Consider the following 14,460-nt stretch of genomic DNA (forward strand, 5'->3'; position numbering starts at 1 on the left):
GGCCGCCGTCCGATGAGGACGGCGACCGCGACAGCACTGCGAACTGCTAGAGGGGGTGCGGCGTCATCAGGCCGACGTGCCACCCATGCTGCGGCGGCGCATCTTGTAGGCGCCGGCGCCGATGCCGAGCAGCATCAGGGCCGAGCCGGCGGCCAGGCTGCTGCTGCTCGTGGCGAGACCACCGCCGCCGGTGTGCACGCCGCCGTTCGGCTTGCCGTGGTCGTCGTCGTCATCGTCGTGGTCGCCCTTGCCGCCCCAGTCCTTCTTGTCCTTCCAGGACTTGCCGTGGTCGTCGCCCTTGCCGTGGTCGTCGCCCTTGTCGCCCTTGCCGTGGTCGTCCTTCTTGGAGTCGTCGTCCGAGTCGTACGCACCAGCCAGAGCGAGGGCGCCGCCGCCGGTGTGCACGCCGCCGTTCGGCTTGCCGTGGTCGTCGCCCTTGTCGCCCTTGCCGTAGTCATCCCCCTTGTCGCCCTTGCCGCCCCAGTCCTTCTTGCCGTGGTCGTCGCCCTTGTCGCCCTTGTCGTGGTCGCCCTTGCCGTGGTCGTCGCCCTTGTCGCCCTTGCCGTGGTCCGAGTCGTCGGTGACCGTCAGGGTGAGGGCGCCGCCGCCGGTGTGCACGCCGCCGTTCGGCTTGCCGTGGTCGTCGTCGTCATCGTCGTGGTCGCCCTTGCCGTGGCCCTTCCACGACCCCCAGTCCTTCTTGCCGTGGTCGTCGCCCTTGTCGCCCTTGTCGTGGTCGCCCTTGCCGTGGTCGTCGCCCTTGTCGCCCTTGCCGTGGTCGTCCTTGCTGCTGTTGTCGTCCTTGCTGCCGTAGCCGTCCTTCTTGCCGTTGTCGTCCTTGCTGCTGTTGTCGTCCTTGCTGCCGTAGCCGTCCTTCTTGCCGTTGTCGTCCTTGCTGCTGTTGTCGTCCTTCTCGTACGACGACGAGCCGCTGTCCTGACCCCAGTCGTTCGCCATGGTCATGGCGTATGCGGTGGGGGCGGCGATCGTGAGGGCCGCTGTAATGGCGGCTGAGGCGCACAGGGTGCGGGCAGAGCGCATGGGAACCCATTCCTTTCGCCGCGACTGCGAGGGCTGACACTTCGTCGGCTCATCGGATCGCAGCAGCGACACGTTCCACCGTCAGCCGGAACCCGGGTCCGCACCAGCCGAGAGCGCCGCATTCGAGGGACACCGTGCGCCCTTCGAGTGGCGACACGCCGCACATTCACCCGTTGGGCGGCAAGGAAGTCGGAGTAGCAGGTGCCGTCTTACGGCGTTGACCGTGGGTGGGACCGGTCGGAGCGGCTGCCCCGCCCCCACCAGGCGTGGCGAACGGGCGCTGCAACAGGCGCGGGTGCGCGCCGGGAGGGGGTGTTCGCTGCGGGATCGTCCTCCGCCCCGTACCGGCTCGCGTTCCCGGCCGCTGATCGACCGGAAGGGCCGTCATGTTCGTTGCCTGCGGCGCGGTTCGAGCTGGTCGTTCATCCTGCGGCCGACGAGCTCGGTGCCGCCGTGCAGCGCTCGGCTCGGGCGTCGCATGGGGAGTGGGAGCGGCAGTGGCGTGCCATGCCGGAGCCGTCGCGCTCGACCTTCCGACTGGTCATCAACTGGTTTGATGCGCAACGATTTTCGGTTCGGCACGCACTGTCCGGAGGCGCGATCCGTGGCCCGGTTCGGGGGGCTCGGTCCCCACAGGGGCCGTGCCCCAGCCTTGAGGTGACCACGCTTCAGTCGTCGGGCCGCCGCCATGCCGGGGAGCGGCCCGGACCCGGCGGATTCGGTGGGGCCGGTGCCCAGCGTCTTCGTGTTCCGGGGAGATCCGTGATCGGCGCTGCCGTGGTGTGCGGGAAACAGGCCCGCGGTCCGATGGCTCGAGGGGCTTCCGGAGGGGGTCAGGGTGGTGGAAGGGGGGGCGTCACGGGGAGCGTCATCGAGCCTGCCGGGCTTCGGCGAGCCGGGTTCCGACGGGCCGCGCACGGACGGGAACACCGGCGGGGAGGGGCCCGGGCGCGCCGGACGAACGACCTCGCCCGCTTGCCGGGGTGCGGCGAGGTGCCGTCGGAGCCCCGCCGCTACGGCTGATCGGGCTTCCCCTGCGCCAACCGCCCCGCTGACGGGATGCCTCGTGGCGCGTGCAGGGGCACAGGGTCATGCGGCTGAGAGGTGGGTAGGGGATCTCTGGGGGACGTGACGCCCTTGAGGTCGTTGGGAAAGAAGTGGCAAAAGCGGTGCACGGGAGAATCAGCCGGGTCCGGGGCGACCGGGACGCCCCGAGAATCTTGATCGTGGGCCGTTTCCACTGGTGGGAGTGGCGCGGCGAGCACGGGCACCGCCGGCGGTCAGGTCCTCCGCCGATGGGCGGGGCCCCGATACGGCCGGATCAGGGAGCGCTGTCGTCGGAACCTCAGCGCCCTCCCGTGCGTCTCACGAACTGTAGTGCGTCATTTAGTGCGTAAAGGGAAATTTCGGACATGGTGAAGGGGTTGGGGCGGCGTCATGACTGCCACAGCAGCAGACGGAGCGTGCCGGCAGGTCGGCCAGCTGTCGATCTCGCTTCCCCCGGGGCTCAACGCCCCGGCGCTCGCCCGCAGGGTGGCGGCCGGATTCCTCGACGGGCTCTGGCCCCCGCTCGCCCATGCCCGACGTGATGACGTCCTGCTGATCGTGTCCGAACTCGTCACCAATGCGATCACGCATGCGTCCGGCCCCTATGCCCTCGCCCTGCGCGCCGATGCGGGAGCCTTCGACGTCGCGGTGGTCGATGGCTCGGACGTCGCCCCGGCCCATCGTGACCCCGACATGACCGAAGGCACCGGGGGTATGGGGCTGCACATCGCCGAGGACCTCGGCGCCCACCTCTTCATCGAGGCGTTCGGTGGCGGAAAGTGCGTTCACGCGACGCTCGCCCAGTCGGTGGGCTGCGGCGCCTGACCTGAGTGGGTGCCGGGTGCCGGGTGCTCCACCGGGTCCGTGTGTCCCGCCCGTCCGCGCCCGCCGGTCCGCGCCCGCGTGGGTGCGACCGTCCGGCCTCGGGGGGCCGGGCCGGGTGTGCGGCTCGGGGGCCGGCTGTGCCGTGCGGTCCGCGGGTGGCCGGTTGGGGCGGGCCGGGTCGCAGTAGGGCGCAGCCCGGTCCGCTCGTCGGGTCGCCCGTTCCTGCAACGTTCCGGGCTGCGAGGGGTCTTGCGCCGGTGTCCTTGCAGGCCGCGGCGGTGTGTCGCGGTCTGCGGATAGGCTGAAGCCATGCAGCCCATGCGTCGCACCGCTCGCCAGAACGACCTGTTGGAGCGATTGGTCGCCCTGGTGACGGCGGAGGGTTTCGCCTCGTTCACCCTCGACGACCTGGCCGAACGGCTGCACTGTTCCAAGACGACGCTGTACCAGCTCGCGGGCAGCAAGCAGGAGCTGGTGCGGGTGGCCGTCAAGCACTATTTCCGCAGGGCCACCGAAGCCGTCGAGAAGCGGGTTGCCGACGCCTCCGGTCCGGCGGAGCGCGTCGTGGAGTACCTGAGCGCCGTCGCCGAGCAGCTCAGGCCGCTGTCCCGGGAGTTCTTCGACGACATGGCCGGCTTCGAGCCCGCACGGGAGGTGTACGAGGCCAACACCCGGCACGCCGCCGACCGGGTCAGGCAGCTGATCACCGAGGGTGTGGCCGCGGGGGCCTTCCGGGACGTCCACGCCGCCTTCGTGGGAGAGGTCGTCGCTTCGACCATGCACGAGATCCAGCGCGGCGGTGTCTCGGCGCGCACGGGCCTCAGCGACTCTGCCGCGTACGCCGAACTCGCCTCGCTCATCGTGCATGCCGTCTCTTCGTGATCCGGAGCTCTCCATCGGGTGGCCGGAAACCTTCCGCCCGCCGTCCGGGGTGGGGTCGCCCCCGGTTGACGTGGCGCTCCCTTACGGGTCCGCGGACCCGTAGGTGTGGTTCGCAGACGCCCTGCCTCCGCTGCGTCCGGTCCCGGTTGTCCCTGCCGATTGTGTCTCCCCGGCCGTATCTCTCCGGTCGGGGCATCGCCCGTCCCGAGCCGGCTGCTGCCGCCCCCGCAGCCTCGCGGTGAGCTGCCTTCCCCCGTGCGGTGCCTCTGCGTGCGCCATGCACGTACTGTGAATGATACTGTCGTACTCAGTTCCGTATCATTCGCGAGGAGTCGACGATGCCTGCCACGCGTACGCTGCCCACCCAGGAAGCCGCCGACCTGGTCGGTCTGACCCGTGACATCGCCGCCAAGGAGCTCGCTCCCCGCGTCGTCGAGGCGGAGGCGGACGAGCGGTTCCCCCGGGAGGTCTTCCGCACGCTCGGCCGTGCCGGCCTGCTCGGCCTGCCGTACTCCGAGGAGTACGGCGGGGGCGGCCAGCCGTACGAGGTCTACCTCCAGGTCCTCGAAGAGGTCGCGGCCGTCTGGTCCAGCGTCGCCGTGGGCATCTCCGTCCACGCCCTGTCCGCCTACGGCCTCGCCGAGTTCGGCACCGAGGAGCAGAAGGCCGAGTGGCTGCCCGACATGCTCGGCGGCGAGCTGCTCGGGGCCTACTGCCTGTCCGAGCCGCACGCCGGCTCGGACCCGGCCGCGATGCGCACCCGGGCGGTCAGGGACGGGGACCACTACGTCCTCAACGGCGCGAAGGCATGGACCACCCACGGTGGTCACGCCGACTTCTACAAGGTCATGGCCCGCACGTCGGACGATCGCTCCCACGGCATCTCGTGCTTCCTCGTCCCCGCGGACACCCCGGGGCTGACGGCGGACTCACCCGAACGGAAGATGGGCCTGACCGGGTCGGCCACGGCGACCATGCGCTTCGACGACGTGCGCGTCCCCGTCGGCCGCCGGCTCGGTGAGGAGGGGCAGGGACTGCAAATCGCCCTCGCCGGGCTGGACTCCGGACGGCTGGGCATCGCGGCCGTGGCGACCGGCCTGGCCCAGGGCGCGCTGGACCACGCGGTCCGCTACGCGCAGGAGCGGGAGACCTTCGGCAAGCCGATCATCGAGCACCAGGGCCTGGCCTTCGTGCTGGCCGACATGGCCGGTGCCGTCGAGTCCGCCCGCGCCACCACGTTGGCGGCCGCCCGGCTCAGGGACCGCGGCCAGCGCTTCAGCCGCGAGGCGTCCATCGCGAAGATGGTGGCGACCGACAACGCGATGAAGGTCACCACCGATGCCGTTCAGGTGCTCGGAGGTTACGGCTACACCCGTGACTTCCCCGTTGAGCGCTACATGCGCGAGGCCAAGGTCATGCAGATCTTCGAGGGCACCAACCAGATCCAGCGTATGGTCATCAGCCGTGCGCTGAGCAAGGACACCCAGGGCGCCATCACGGTACGGGGCTGAGTCGGGAACGCCACCGCGCCCGGTCCGCGTGAACTCCCTCAGGACCCGGACACCCGCACCTTCCTCTTCGCCCGCACGTCGACGCCGCGTGCGGGCGACGGGGAAGCTGGTGGGATCCGCGGGGCGCGGGTGCGATCGTCAGTCGTCGATGCTGTCCACGACGTCTCCGAGGTCGACGAACGTGAAGCCGGTGGCCTCCCGTTCGCCGTCCCCGGGCGTGTCGTGGCCGTCCTGCACCACGAGCAGTCCGTGCGGGTACCGACGGCCGAGCGGCGCGTTGAGGGCCGCGGCACCGTCGCACTGCTCGGAGCCGTCGAGGGCCGGCGTGGCGGCCGTGATGCGGAAGCCGCCCTCGTACTCGTTGGCGGTGCCGACCTCACGGTCGTACAGGGCGAAGCTGTCGTCCCCCTGGCTCGACGCGAGGAGGTGGCCGTCGCCGCCGGGCTCGGTGAAGAGGGTCAGGCCCTCGACGTCGGCCGTCAGGTGCGTGCCGCCGTAGCCGGGATCCCTGCCCGGCGTGCACGTCTGGTTCTTCTCGTCGTACGTACCCGGGACGCCGTACTCGCGGACCTTGTCGATCAGCTTGGGGGTCCCGGTGAGGTCCGCCCGAACGCGCCAGATGCCGACGTCCTCCTGCGCGGCGTAGAGCATGCCGTTCGCCGGATCGACGACCATGCCTTCGACCTGGGGGAGCTCGCCCGGCTCGGCGCAGGGCGACCAGGGCGTACCGTTCGGCAGCCGGAACGCGTGCGGGAGGTCGAGCGTGCGCAGCGCGCGGTAGGTCACGGTGCCGGACGCGGTGGGGACGATCTGCAGGAGCGCGACGGTAGTCCTGTTGCGCCGGCTGACCAGCGCGTACGAGCGGCCGTTCGTCCGGTCCTTCCAGGTGGCGAGGCCGTAGGCGGTGGCCTGTTCGTTGATGTCGGCCTGTCCCGTGGAGAAGACCGGAGGGGCTGCCGGGTCGGTGATGTCGACGAGCGGGGCACTGCGGCGCGACCCGTCGATCCGGTAGAAGCGGAGCCGGTCCTGGCCGCGGTCGGTGGTCACGGCGACGTCGGCCCGGCCGGGTGCCAGCCGGAGGGCGTGCACGAGGTCGACGTTGTTGAACCGCCCGGGGGCGTCGCCGGGACGCGGCGGGGCGGGCGCGGGCAACGACTGCACCTGGCGCGCGGCGAGGTCGTACACCCGCAGCCCGCCCTCCTTGGCCGTGGCGATGACCAGACTGCGGTCGGGGTCCGCGGCGTTGCGCCAGATCGCCGGGTCGTCCGCGTTGGCGTTGCCGCCCGCCTCGTCGTCGTACAACGTGGCGGTTTCGGCCCGGGGGGCGATCGACGGTAGCGGTCCCGTGGGGCGCGGGTCGGGGGTGTGCGCATCGGCGGGCGCGGCCGCGGTGAGCGCCGCGAAGGCCGCTGCGGCCGCGAGGGCCAGCTGCCGCGCGGGGCGGTGCCTGGTCACGAATACTCCTCGCTGTCGGGGGCATGGCGATCGCCGAGCGTGCAACCCCGAGGTGGCCGTACCACGTACGGTGTGCGGTGGGCACGTGTGCCGTGCGTGAACGGCGGGATCATCCGGTGCTGCCATTCTCCGCGACGTGGTGGCGCCCCCGCATGCCGGGCCGGCCGGCGGGTACCCGGATCGCCATGTCGACGGACTGAGGCAGGGCGACGATGACGCAGGCTGGAACGGACGACACGGCGGCGAAGGACACGAACGCGGGGCGGGCGCAGGGCAGTCGACCCACCACGCCGCTCGTACGGGCACTCGCGGTGCTGCTGGCCTTCGCGGCGACGGTGGCCTTCGGCATCGTCCTCGCCCGGCTGACGCTGGAGCCGTCCGCGGCCTCCGAAGCGCTGACCCACAGCAACTTCCGCCCGGGGGACTCGATCCGCGACTACCTGATGCGGCCCGCCTTCCTCGACACCGTCAAGCAACTCGGCGGCAACGTCCTGCTCGGCGTTCCCTTCGGCGTGCTGCTGCCGGTGCTCCTGCCGAGGGCCAGGGGACTGCTTCGGGTGGCGGTCGTGACGGCCTTCGTCATGGTGCTCGTCGAGGTGGTCCAGGGCGCGCTGATCACCGGCCGTGCCTTCGACATCGACGACGTCATCCTCAACACGACCGGCGCCCTGCTCGGCTACCTCGTGCTCGGCCGCCGCCTCGGCCGGGCGGTGCACCCGCGCAGGCACCACTGGTGGCACCGCTGGACCAAGCCCGCCCGCTGAACGCGCGGGCCCGGCACCACGCGGGGCGGCCCGGAGCCGTTGCACCGACCGCGGCACGCGGGGGTACACACTCGCCGCACTTCTCCGGCTCCTGCCACCGGCTGGATCCGCCCGGTGTCGGCCTGCGCCGGGTGGGGGGTGAGGGGCCCATCGACACCCGTGGACGAGGTCGTGCCCGTGCCCCTGTCCGTGTCCGTGCTCCTGTCCGTTGCCGCGGACGCCAGCGCGGACGCGCCGTCCGCGGTAGGACTGTCCCTCCTGTCACGGACGGCGCGCATCAGCTCGCTGCCCGACCGACCCGTTCCGCCCCGCCGGTTCCCCGGTCCTCGGTGCCGGTCAGTCCAGAGCCGGCCGGTAGACGGTGAGCGCCTCGTCCAGCTTGTCGACCACGAGTGCCGAGGGGGCCGGGACGACTTCGCCGTCGTACGCCATCTCCGTGCCCCGGGGAAGCTCGGTCAGCACCAGCCGCCGCGGTCGGGCCGACGCGTACAGCCGGGTCCGCGCCACCCCGCCCGCGAGGGCGGTCGCCAGCAGTCGGGTGCGCGCGAACCTGCCGCCGTGGGCGATCCGCACGTCGAGCATTCCGTCGGACAGGTCGTGGCGGCGGCCGGGCGCGATCCCGAAGCTGCGGTAGGCACCGTTGCCCGCGAACAGCAGCCAGATCGAGCGGCGCTTCCCGTTGACCCGGGCCCGGACCGTGCGTCCGGTCCGCAGGACCCGCAGCACGGCGAGCAGGGCCGCGGGCGGGCCGCCGATGCGCGGGGACCACTGCTCCCGGATCCGCACGAGTTCCGGATACACCCCGATGCTGAAGGTGTTCAGGAAGTAGGCGGATCCGTCCGGCTGCGCGGAGGGTGACGGGTTGCCGGGCCCGTCGCCACCGTCGACGAGCGGCCTGACCCGCCCGACGTCGGCCCGGACCGCACTGCCCGCCTCCACCGCGGCGCACGCGACCGCGATGGTGTCGGCACCCAGGTCGGCGGCGAAGTGGTTGAACGTGCCCCCGGGCAGTACGGCGAGCGGGACGCCGAACCGCAGCGCACACGCCGCTGCGGCGTTGACCGTGCCGTCGCCGCCGCACACGCCCAGCGCACCGCCCGACCCCGCGGCGTCCCGTGCGGCCTTCTCCAGCACCTGCGGAAGCGGCCCCTTGTCCGGTTCGTAGACCACCACGTCTGCTCTGGGCAGAGCGGTCTTCAACTGGCGTACGGGATCGAGCAGTTGAGGCTGGGATCCGGACGAGGGATTGACCACCACCGTCAGGCCCTTGCCCTCGGGCAGTGCGGGGGCGTCGGTCCGTGGCCGCGCCGGCGGCGGGAGCTGGGACCGGGAGGGCACGAGCCCGCGGACGGCGAACGCGGCGCCGACGCCGAGGGCGGCCCCCACCAGCACGTCACTCGGATAGTGGACGCCGGTGTAGACCCGGGAGAAGGCCACCGAAGCCGCGACCGGTGCGACGGCGGCAGCCCACCCCCGGGACTCCATCGCCACGCCGGCGGCGAACGCGGCGGCGGACGCCGAGTGCCCTGATGGGAAGGAACTGGTCCACGGCTGGTGCGGAAGGTGCCGCATGACGGGTACGGCGTCCATGATCGGGCGGCTGCGGCGGACCGCTCCCTTCGCGAGCGTGTTGACGGTGGCCGAGGCCAGTGCCAGCGAGGCTGCTCCGCGGACGGCGGCGCGACGCCCGCGCACTCCACCGAGCACCCACATGCCCGCTCCGACGCCGAACCACAACAGTCCGTGGTTCGCGCTCCGGCTGAGCCGGGGGAGTACGGGCTCCGCGCCCGGCCAGTGGCGCGAGGCGACCAGCCCGAAGAGTGCGTGGTCGCCCGTGCGGAAGATCCGTCTGATGCGCTGGACGCGGGAACTGTTCATGGACTCCCTCTACCCGCACAACCGGCTTCCACCGACCCGTGCGACGCGGGACGTGCCGCGCGGGGCTGCGGTCCGGTGGCCGGGGGGCGGCCGCATCCGGGCCGCCTCCGGGGGCGGAATGCCAGGGGAAGGGCGAGAGTGGACGGCGTGTCCGGCAGGGGCGGACGCGCACCCACAGAGCGGAGGCAACGATGAGCGGTCAGGCACCGCATCCGGACCGGAGGCCCGCGCACTGCCTGGTGACCGGCGCGACGGGGTACATCGGAGGCAGACTGGTGCCCGAACTGCTGGAGGCCGGGCACGGGGTGCGATGCCTCGCCCGGTCCCCGGAGAAGCTGCGGGACCATCCCTGGGCGGGACGAGCCGAGGTGGTCCGAGGCGACGTGACCGACGCCGGCTCGCTGGCCGCGGCCCTTCGGGGCGTCGACGTCGCCTACTACCTTGTCCACGCCCTGCGCACCGGACGCGGCTTCGAGGAGACCGACCGGGAGGCGGCCCGTCTCTTCGCCCAACAGGCCGGCGCCGCCGGTGTGCGGCGCATCGTCTACCTGGGTGGCCTCACCCCTGCCGAGGTGCCCGGGCAGGACCTGTCCCCCCACCTGCGCTCCCGGGCCGAAGTGGGCGAGATCTTCCTCCGGTCGGAAGTGCCGGCCACCGTCCTGCGCGCCGCCGTCATCATCGGCTCCGGCTCCGCGTCCTTCGAGATGCTGCGCTACCTCACCGAACGGCTGCCGGTGATGGTCACCCCGAGCTGGGTGAGCACCCGCATCCAGCCCATCGCCGTCCGGGACGTCCTGCGGTACCTCGTCGGAAGCGCCCAGATGCCCGGCGACGTGAACCGTGCCTTCGACATCGGCGGGCCCGACATCATGACCTACGAGGAGATGATGCGGCGGTACGCGACGGTCGCCCGGCTGCCGCGCCGCCTGATCCTGCGCGTGCCCATGCTCACCCCCCGGCTGTCCAGCCACTGGATCGGCCTGGTCACACCGGTTCCCCCGGCCCTCGCCCGACCGCTGGCCGAGTCCCTGCGCCATGAAGTCGTTTGCCGCGAACACGACATCGCCCGCTACGTCCCCGACCCGCCCGGCGCCCCCATCGGATTCGACCAGGCCCTCGTCCTCGCACTGCAGCGGGTACGGGAGGCCCAGGTCATGACCCGTTGGTCGTCCGCCTCCGTACCGGGCGCGCCGAGCGATCCGCTGCCCACCGACCCCGATTGGGCCGGGGGGAGCCTCTACACCGACCGCAGGGCACTCACCGTCGACGCGTCGCCCAAGGCACTGTGGCAGGTCATCGAGGGGATCGGCGGGGAGAACGGCTGGTACTCCCTCCCGCTCGCCTGGGCGGTGCGCGGCAGGCTGGACCGGCTGGTCGGCGGTGTCGGCCTGCGCAGGGGCCGCAGGGACGCCGCACGACTGCGCGTGGGCGACTCCCTCGACTTCTGGCGGGTCGAGGAGATCGAGCCGGGCCGGCTGCTGCGGCTGCGTGCCGAGATGCGGCTCCCCGGACTGGCCTGGTTGGAGATGTACGCCGAGGAGGACGAGGACGGCAGCCGGTCCCGCTACCGGCAGCGGGCGCTGTTCCACCCGCGTGGCCTCCTCGGACACCTGTACTGGTGGAGCGTGTCTCCCTTCCACGCCGTTGTGTTCGGCGGCATGGCGCGCAACATCGCCAAGACCGCGGCACTGCGGGCGGACGCCGCCGGTGGCCCCGGAGCCGGGCGCAGCGGCTGAGTCCGCATCCGCCGGCGACACGGCGGGGGAAGTCACCGACAACAGCACCGTCGGACACCCCCGGGAGGGGCTCCATGAACGTCGCGGTCGTCCTCTACACCTCCGACCTGCGCCTGCACGACCACCCCCCGCTGCGCGCCGCCCTCAGTGCGTGCGAACAGGTGGTGCCGCTCTTCGTGAGGGACGACGGCACGTCGGATGCCGCGTCCTCCATGTTCACCGCACCGAACAGGAAGGCCTTCCTCGCCGACTGCCTGACGGACCTCGACCGGGGGCTGCGGGACCGCGGGGGCCGGCTCGTCATCCGTTCCGGTGACGTCGTCGACGAGGTCAATGCCCTGGTGCACGAGACGGACGCGGACGAGGTGCACATGGCGGCAGGCGTCAGCGGCTACGCCCGCCGTCGCGAGGAGCGGCTGCGCGCGGCACTGGAACGGGACGGACGCAGGCTCTACGTCCACGACGCCGTGGTCACCGCGCTCCCGCCCGGCGCCGTCGTCCCTTCCGGATCGGACCACTTCGCCGTCTTCACGCCCTACTTCCGCCGCTGGGCCGCGCAGGAGATCCGGGGCAGCCTGGGCGCCCCGCGCGCCGTACCCGTGCCCGACGGCGTCCGCTCGGAGCAGGTCCCGTCCCGCACGGAGGTCACGGGCACCTCCCCGGGCCTCGCCGCCGGCGGAGAGCGGGAGGCCCGACGGCGTTTCACCGCGTGGTTGCGGGGCGGCGTCGGGGCCTACGAAGACGGGCACGACGACCTCGCGGGTGACGGGACGTCAAGGCTCTCGCCACATCTGCACTTCGGCACCCTCTCGCCGGCCGAGCTGGTGCACAGGGCACGCTCCGTCGGCGGAGCAGGAGCCGAGGCGTTCGTCCGGCAGGTGTGCTGGCGGGACTTCCACCACCAGGTGCTCGCCGCGCGCCCCGGGGCCGCCGCCCACGACTACCGTGACCGGCACGACCGCTGGCGCTCCGGATCCGCGGCCGAGGACGAGACCGAAGCGTGGAGGGAAGGCCGGACCGGCTACCCCGTGGTCGACGCGGCGATGCGCCAGCTGCGCCACGAGGGGTGGATGCACAACCGCGGCAGGTTGCTGGCGGCCAGCTTCCTCGCCAAGACGCTGTACGTGGACTGGCGGGTGGGGGCCCGGCACTTCCTGGAACTGCTGGTGGACGGCGACATCGCCAACAACCAGCTCAACTGGCAGTGGGTCGCGGGAACGGGCACGGACACCCGCCCCAACCGCGTGCTCAACCCCGTGCGCCAGGGACTGCGGTACGACCCGGACGGCGCCTACGTGCGGCGCTGGGTGCCGGAGCTCGAAGGGATCGCCGGAGCGGCCGTGCACACTCCGTGGAAGCTCGCCGGCACCGAGCGGGCACGGTACGACTACCCCGAGCCGTTGGTCGACCTCGCCGACGCACTGGGACGTTTCACCCGTGCCCGGGCCAGCGGATGAGCCGGGCACGGCGCTCGGGCTTGCACCGGTTGTGCGTCGTACGATGGGCGGTATGACAGCCCGCAGGCCAGCCGGGGACCCGTCCGGCCCGGGCCCCGCGGTCGCCCTGAGCACGGGAGCGGTGGCCCGCAGGCTCGGGGTCGCACCGACCACCCTGCGTTCCTGGGAGCGGCGCTACGCCATCGGTCCGGCAACCCGCGAGGACGGCAGGCACCGCCGCTGGACCTCCGAGGACATCGCCCGGCTGGAGGCGATGTGCCGGCTCACCGCCCAGGGCGTCCCTCCGGGCGAGGCGGCCCGCGCCGTCCTGCGCACGTCCGTCGCTCCGCGGGTGCCGGACACCGGCGTCCCTCCCGCAGCTCCGACCCGCAGGGCACCGGGCGGCCCGGGGGCCCTGCCCCTCGGGGACGTGCGGCAGGAGTGCCGCGGACTGGCGAGGGCGGCCGTGCGCCTCGACGCCCCCGCCGTGGAGGAACTGCTGGAATCGGCACTGGCCGAGCACGGCCTCGTCGGTGCCTGGGAGGAGGTCTGCGCACCGACCCTGCACGCCGTCGGACGCAAGTGGGCCACATCGGGCGAGCGGTATGTGGAGGTCGAGCACCTGCTGTCCTGGCACATCTCCTGCGCGCTGCGTCGGGTGCGTCCCTCCGGCGAACGGGCCGGAGCACCGCCCGTGCTGCTCGCCTGCGCTCCCGGGGAGCAACACAGCCTCCCCATCGAGGCGCTGACCGCCGCGCTCGGCGAACGCGGTCTGCCCGCCAGGATGTTCGGTGCCGCGCTTCCCGCGGAGTCGCTCTGCGAGGCGGTACGCCGCCTCGGTCCCTCCGCCGTGGTCCTGTGGGCCCAGTCCAGGTCGACGGCCGACCGGGCCCTGGTCCACTACCTGTCGGGCATCGGGTGGGGTGTGCGCGGCGCCAGGACGCGTCCCTCGCTGCTGCTGGCCGGGCCGGGGTGGAGCGGCGGACCACCGGCGCCCGGGACGGTGCGGCTGCACGGCCTGAGCTCGGGGCTCGACGTCCTGGACTCGCTGCTGGCGCGCTGAACACTGCAGCCGGGAGCGGGCGTTGACGCTTCGCGTGCCGCCCTCGACGGCCTGCCGGCTCCGGGGGTCAGGCCGGCTCCGTCTGCAGCGAGTGCCGCAGGGACAGCAGCGCGCGGCGCATGTGGCTCTTGACCGTCCCGAGGGGGAGTCCGGTGCGTTCGGCGATCTGCGTCTGGGTGAGGTCGCCGTAGAAGGCCATGCGCAGGACCCGCTGCTGGGCGGCCGGTAGGCGCGCCAGCTCGTCGAGCACCAGCACCCGGTCAAGCGCCTGCTCCGGGCCCCGCCCGCAGGCCGGGCCCCGGGCCGTCCCGCACTGGGCACCGACGGCAGCGACCAGTTCGGCGCGCCGGGTGCGGGAAGCCAGTGCATCGGCGATCTTGTGACGGGCGATGCCGACGAGCCAGCCGGGGAGCCCTCCGCGTCCCGGGCGGTAGCCGCCCCGGCCGCGCCACGCGGCGAGGAAGACCTGCTGGGTCACGTCCTCGGCCTCCCGGTCGTCGGCCAGGGCCCGCCGTGCGAGGGCGAAGACGAGCGTGCCCCAGCGCCGGTACACCGCCTCCAGGCACGCTTCGTCACCTGAGGCGAACCCCGCGGCGAGTTGCCGCTCGTCGAGGTGCGGGGACGTTCCGGATCCGACGATGACCATGGTGTCGGCTCCTTGTGCCGGGACGGGCCCGGCAGGTGGTGTCCGGACACGACGCCGTGACGTTGCCCGTCAGGACGGTCGTGGCGGGGCGCGTCCGGTGCGCCCAGCACGATCAGACTGACCGTGCGGGATGCCCATCTCAAGTTGCATCGGTTCTGCGTCGTTCCGGTTGTCCT

Annotated in this window: 11 protein-coding genes; 7 read left to right on the forward strand and 4 right to left on the reverse strand. The window is 72.7% G+C overall.

Going from position 1 to position 14,460, the window contains the following annotated elements:
* Positions 1–66 precede the first annotated feature (66 nt).
* Positions 67–1,041, reverse strand: a complete 975-nt coding sequence (locus tag ACFXOM_RS09735) for a hypothetical protein (protein WP_384934125.1) — start codon at positions 1,039–1,041, stop codon at positions 67–69.
* Between the two features lie 1,437 nt (positions 1,042–2,478).
* Between ACFXOM_RS09735 and ACFXOM_RS09740 the strand changes: the two genes are divergently transcribed.
* The 3 genes from ACFXOM_RS09740 (at position 2,479) to ACFXOM_RS09750 (ending at position 5,306) form a co-directional block, all read left to right on the forward strand.
* Positions 2,479–2,913: an ATP-binding protein gene (locus ACFXOM_RS09740; protein WP_384934127.1), complete on the forward strand. Its 435-nt coding sequence runs from the start codon at positions 2,479–2,481 to the stop codon at positions 2,911–2,913.
* 309 nt (positions 2,914–3,222) lie between these two features.
* Positions 3,223–3,795 carry a TetR/AcrR family transcriptional regulator gene (locus tag ACFXOM_RS09745; RefSeq protein ID WP_384934130.1) on the forward strand — a complete coding sequence of 191 codons (573 nt, stop codon included), beginning with the start codon at positions 3,223–3,225 and terminating at the stop codon, positions 3,793–3,795.
* A 320-nt stretch (positions 3,796–4,115) separates the two neighbouring features.
* A complete protein-coding gene (locus ACFXOM_RS09750) occupies positions 4,116–5,306 on the forward strand; it encodes an acyl-CoA dehydrogenase family protein (RefSeq protein WP_384934516.1) in 1,191 nt (396 codons plus the stop codon).
* 138 nt (positions 5,307–5,444) lie between these two features.
* Here the strand turns inward: ACFXOM_RS09750 and ACFXOM_RS09755 are convergent, their stop codons facing one another.
* Positions 5,445–6,761, reverse strand: a complete 1,317-nt coding sequence (locus ACFXOM_RS09755) for a phytase (RefSeq protein WP_384934133.1) — start codon at positions 6,759–6,761, stop codon at positions 5,445–5,447.
* Between the two features lie 212 nt (positions 6,762–6,973).
* Between ACFXOM_RS09755 and ACFXOM_RS09760 the strand changes: the two genes are divergently transcribed.
* The gene (locus ACFXOM_RS09760; protein ID WP_384934135.1) at positions 6,974–7,525 is read left to right on the forward strand and encodes a VanZ family protein; all 552 of its coding nucleotides are present in this window, start codon (positions 6,974–6,976) and stop codon (positions 7,523–7,525) included.
* 336 nt (positions 7,526–7,861) lie between these two features.
* Here ACFXOM_RS09760 and ACFXOM_RS09765 read toward each other — a convergent pair whose 3' ends face one another.
* The gene (locus tag ACFXOM_RS09765; protein ID WP_384934138.1) at positions 7,862–9,403 is read right to left on the reverse strand and encodes a bifunctional phosphatase PAP2/diacylglycerol kinase family protein; all 1,542 of its coding nucleotides are present in this window, start codon (positions 9,401–9,403) and stop codon (positions 7,862–7,864) included.
* 191 nt (positions 9,404–9,594) lie between these two features.
* On the opposite strand from ACFXOM_RS09765, the gene ACFXOM_RS09770 reads away from it, so the two are divergent.
* From ACFXOM_RS09770 to ACFXOM_RS09780, 3 genes are all read left to right on the forward strand, one after another.
* Positions 9,595–11,139: an SDR family oxidoreductase gene (locus tag ACFXOM_RS09770; RefSeq protein WP_384934141.1), complete on the forward strand. Its 1,545-nt coding sequence runs from the start codon at positions 9,595–9,597 to the stop codon at positions 11,137–11,139.
* Between the two features lie 74 nt (positions 11,140–11,213).
* Positions 11,214–12,596: a cryptochrome/photolyase family protein gene (locus tag ACFXOM_RS09775; RefSeq protein ID WP_384934144.1), complete on the forward strand. Its 1,383-nt coding sequence runs from the start codon at positions 11,214–11,216 to the stop codon at positions 12,594–12,596.
* A gap of 52 nt (positions 12,597–12,648) precedes the next feature.
* Positions 12,649–13,638, forward strand: coding sequence for a MerR family transcriptional regulator (locus ACFXOM_RS09780; RefSeq protein ID WP_384934146.1), 990 nt, complete (start codon positions 12,649–12,651; stop codon positions 13,636–13,638).
* A gap of 67 nt (positions 13,639–13,705) precedes the next feature.
* On the opposite strand, the gene ACFXOM_RS09785 is transcribed toward ACFXOM_RS09780, so the two are convergent.
* Complete coding sequence (locus tag ACFXOM_RS09785) at positions 13,706–14,284, reverse strand: RNA polymerase sigma factor (RefSeq protein WP_384934149.1); 579 nt, start codon at positions 14,282–14,284, stop codon at positions 13,706–13,708.
* Positions 14,285–14,460 lie beyond the last annotated feature (176 nt).

Origin of the sequence: Streptomyces sp. NPDC059169, assembly GCF_042755225.1 — a bacterium.
Classification (GTDB): domain Bacteria; phylum Actinomycetota; class Actinomycetes; order Streptomycetales; family Streptomycetaceae; genus Streptomyces.

Bases quoted from the DNA above. Each gene is read 5' to 3' on its own strand.
- ACFXOM_RS09740 (WP_384934127.1), top strand. From the start codon at position 2,479: ATGACTGCCACAGCAGCAGACGGAGCGTGCCGGCAGGTCGGCCAGCTG.
- ACFXOM_RS09745 (WP_384934130.1), top strand. From the start codon at position 3,223: ATGCAGCCCATGCGTCGCACCGCTCGCCAGAACGACCTGTTGGAGCGA.
- ACFXOM_RS09785 (WP_384934149.1), bottom strand. From the start codon at position 14,284: ATGGTCATCGTCGGATCCGGAACGTCCCCGCACCTCGACGAGCGGCAA.
- ACFXOM_RS09765 (WP_384934138.1), bottom strand. From the start codon at position 9,403: ATGAACAGTTCCCGCGTCCAGCGCATCAGACGGATCTTCCGCACGGGC.
- ACFXOM_RS09760 (WP_384934135.1), top strand. From the start codon at position 6,974: ATGACGCAGGCTGGAACGGACGACACGGCGGCGAAGGACACGAACGCG.
- ACFXOM_RS09780 (WP_384934146.1), top strand. From the start codon at position 12,649: ATGACAGCCCGCAGGCCAGCCGGGGACCCGTCCGGCCCGGGCCCCGCG.
- ACFXOM_RS09775 (WP_384934144.1), top strand. From the start codon at position 11,214: ATGAACGTCGCGGTCGTCCTCTACACCTCCGACCTGCGCCTGCACGAC.
- ACFXOM_RS09735 (WP_384934125.1), bottom strand. From the start codon at position 1,041: ATGCGCTCTGCCCGCACCCTGTGCGCCTCAGCCGCCATTACAGCGGCC.
- ACFXOM_RS09770 (WP_384934141.1), top strand. From the start codon at position 9,595: ATGAGCGGTCAGGCACCGCATCCGGACCGGAGGCCCGCGCACTGCCTG.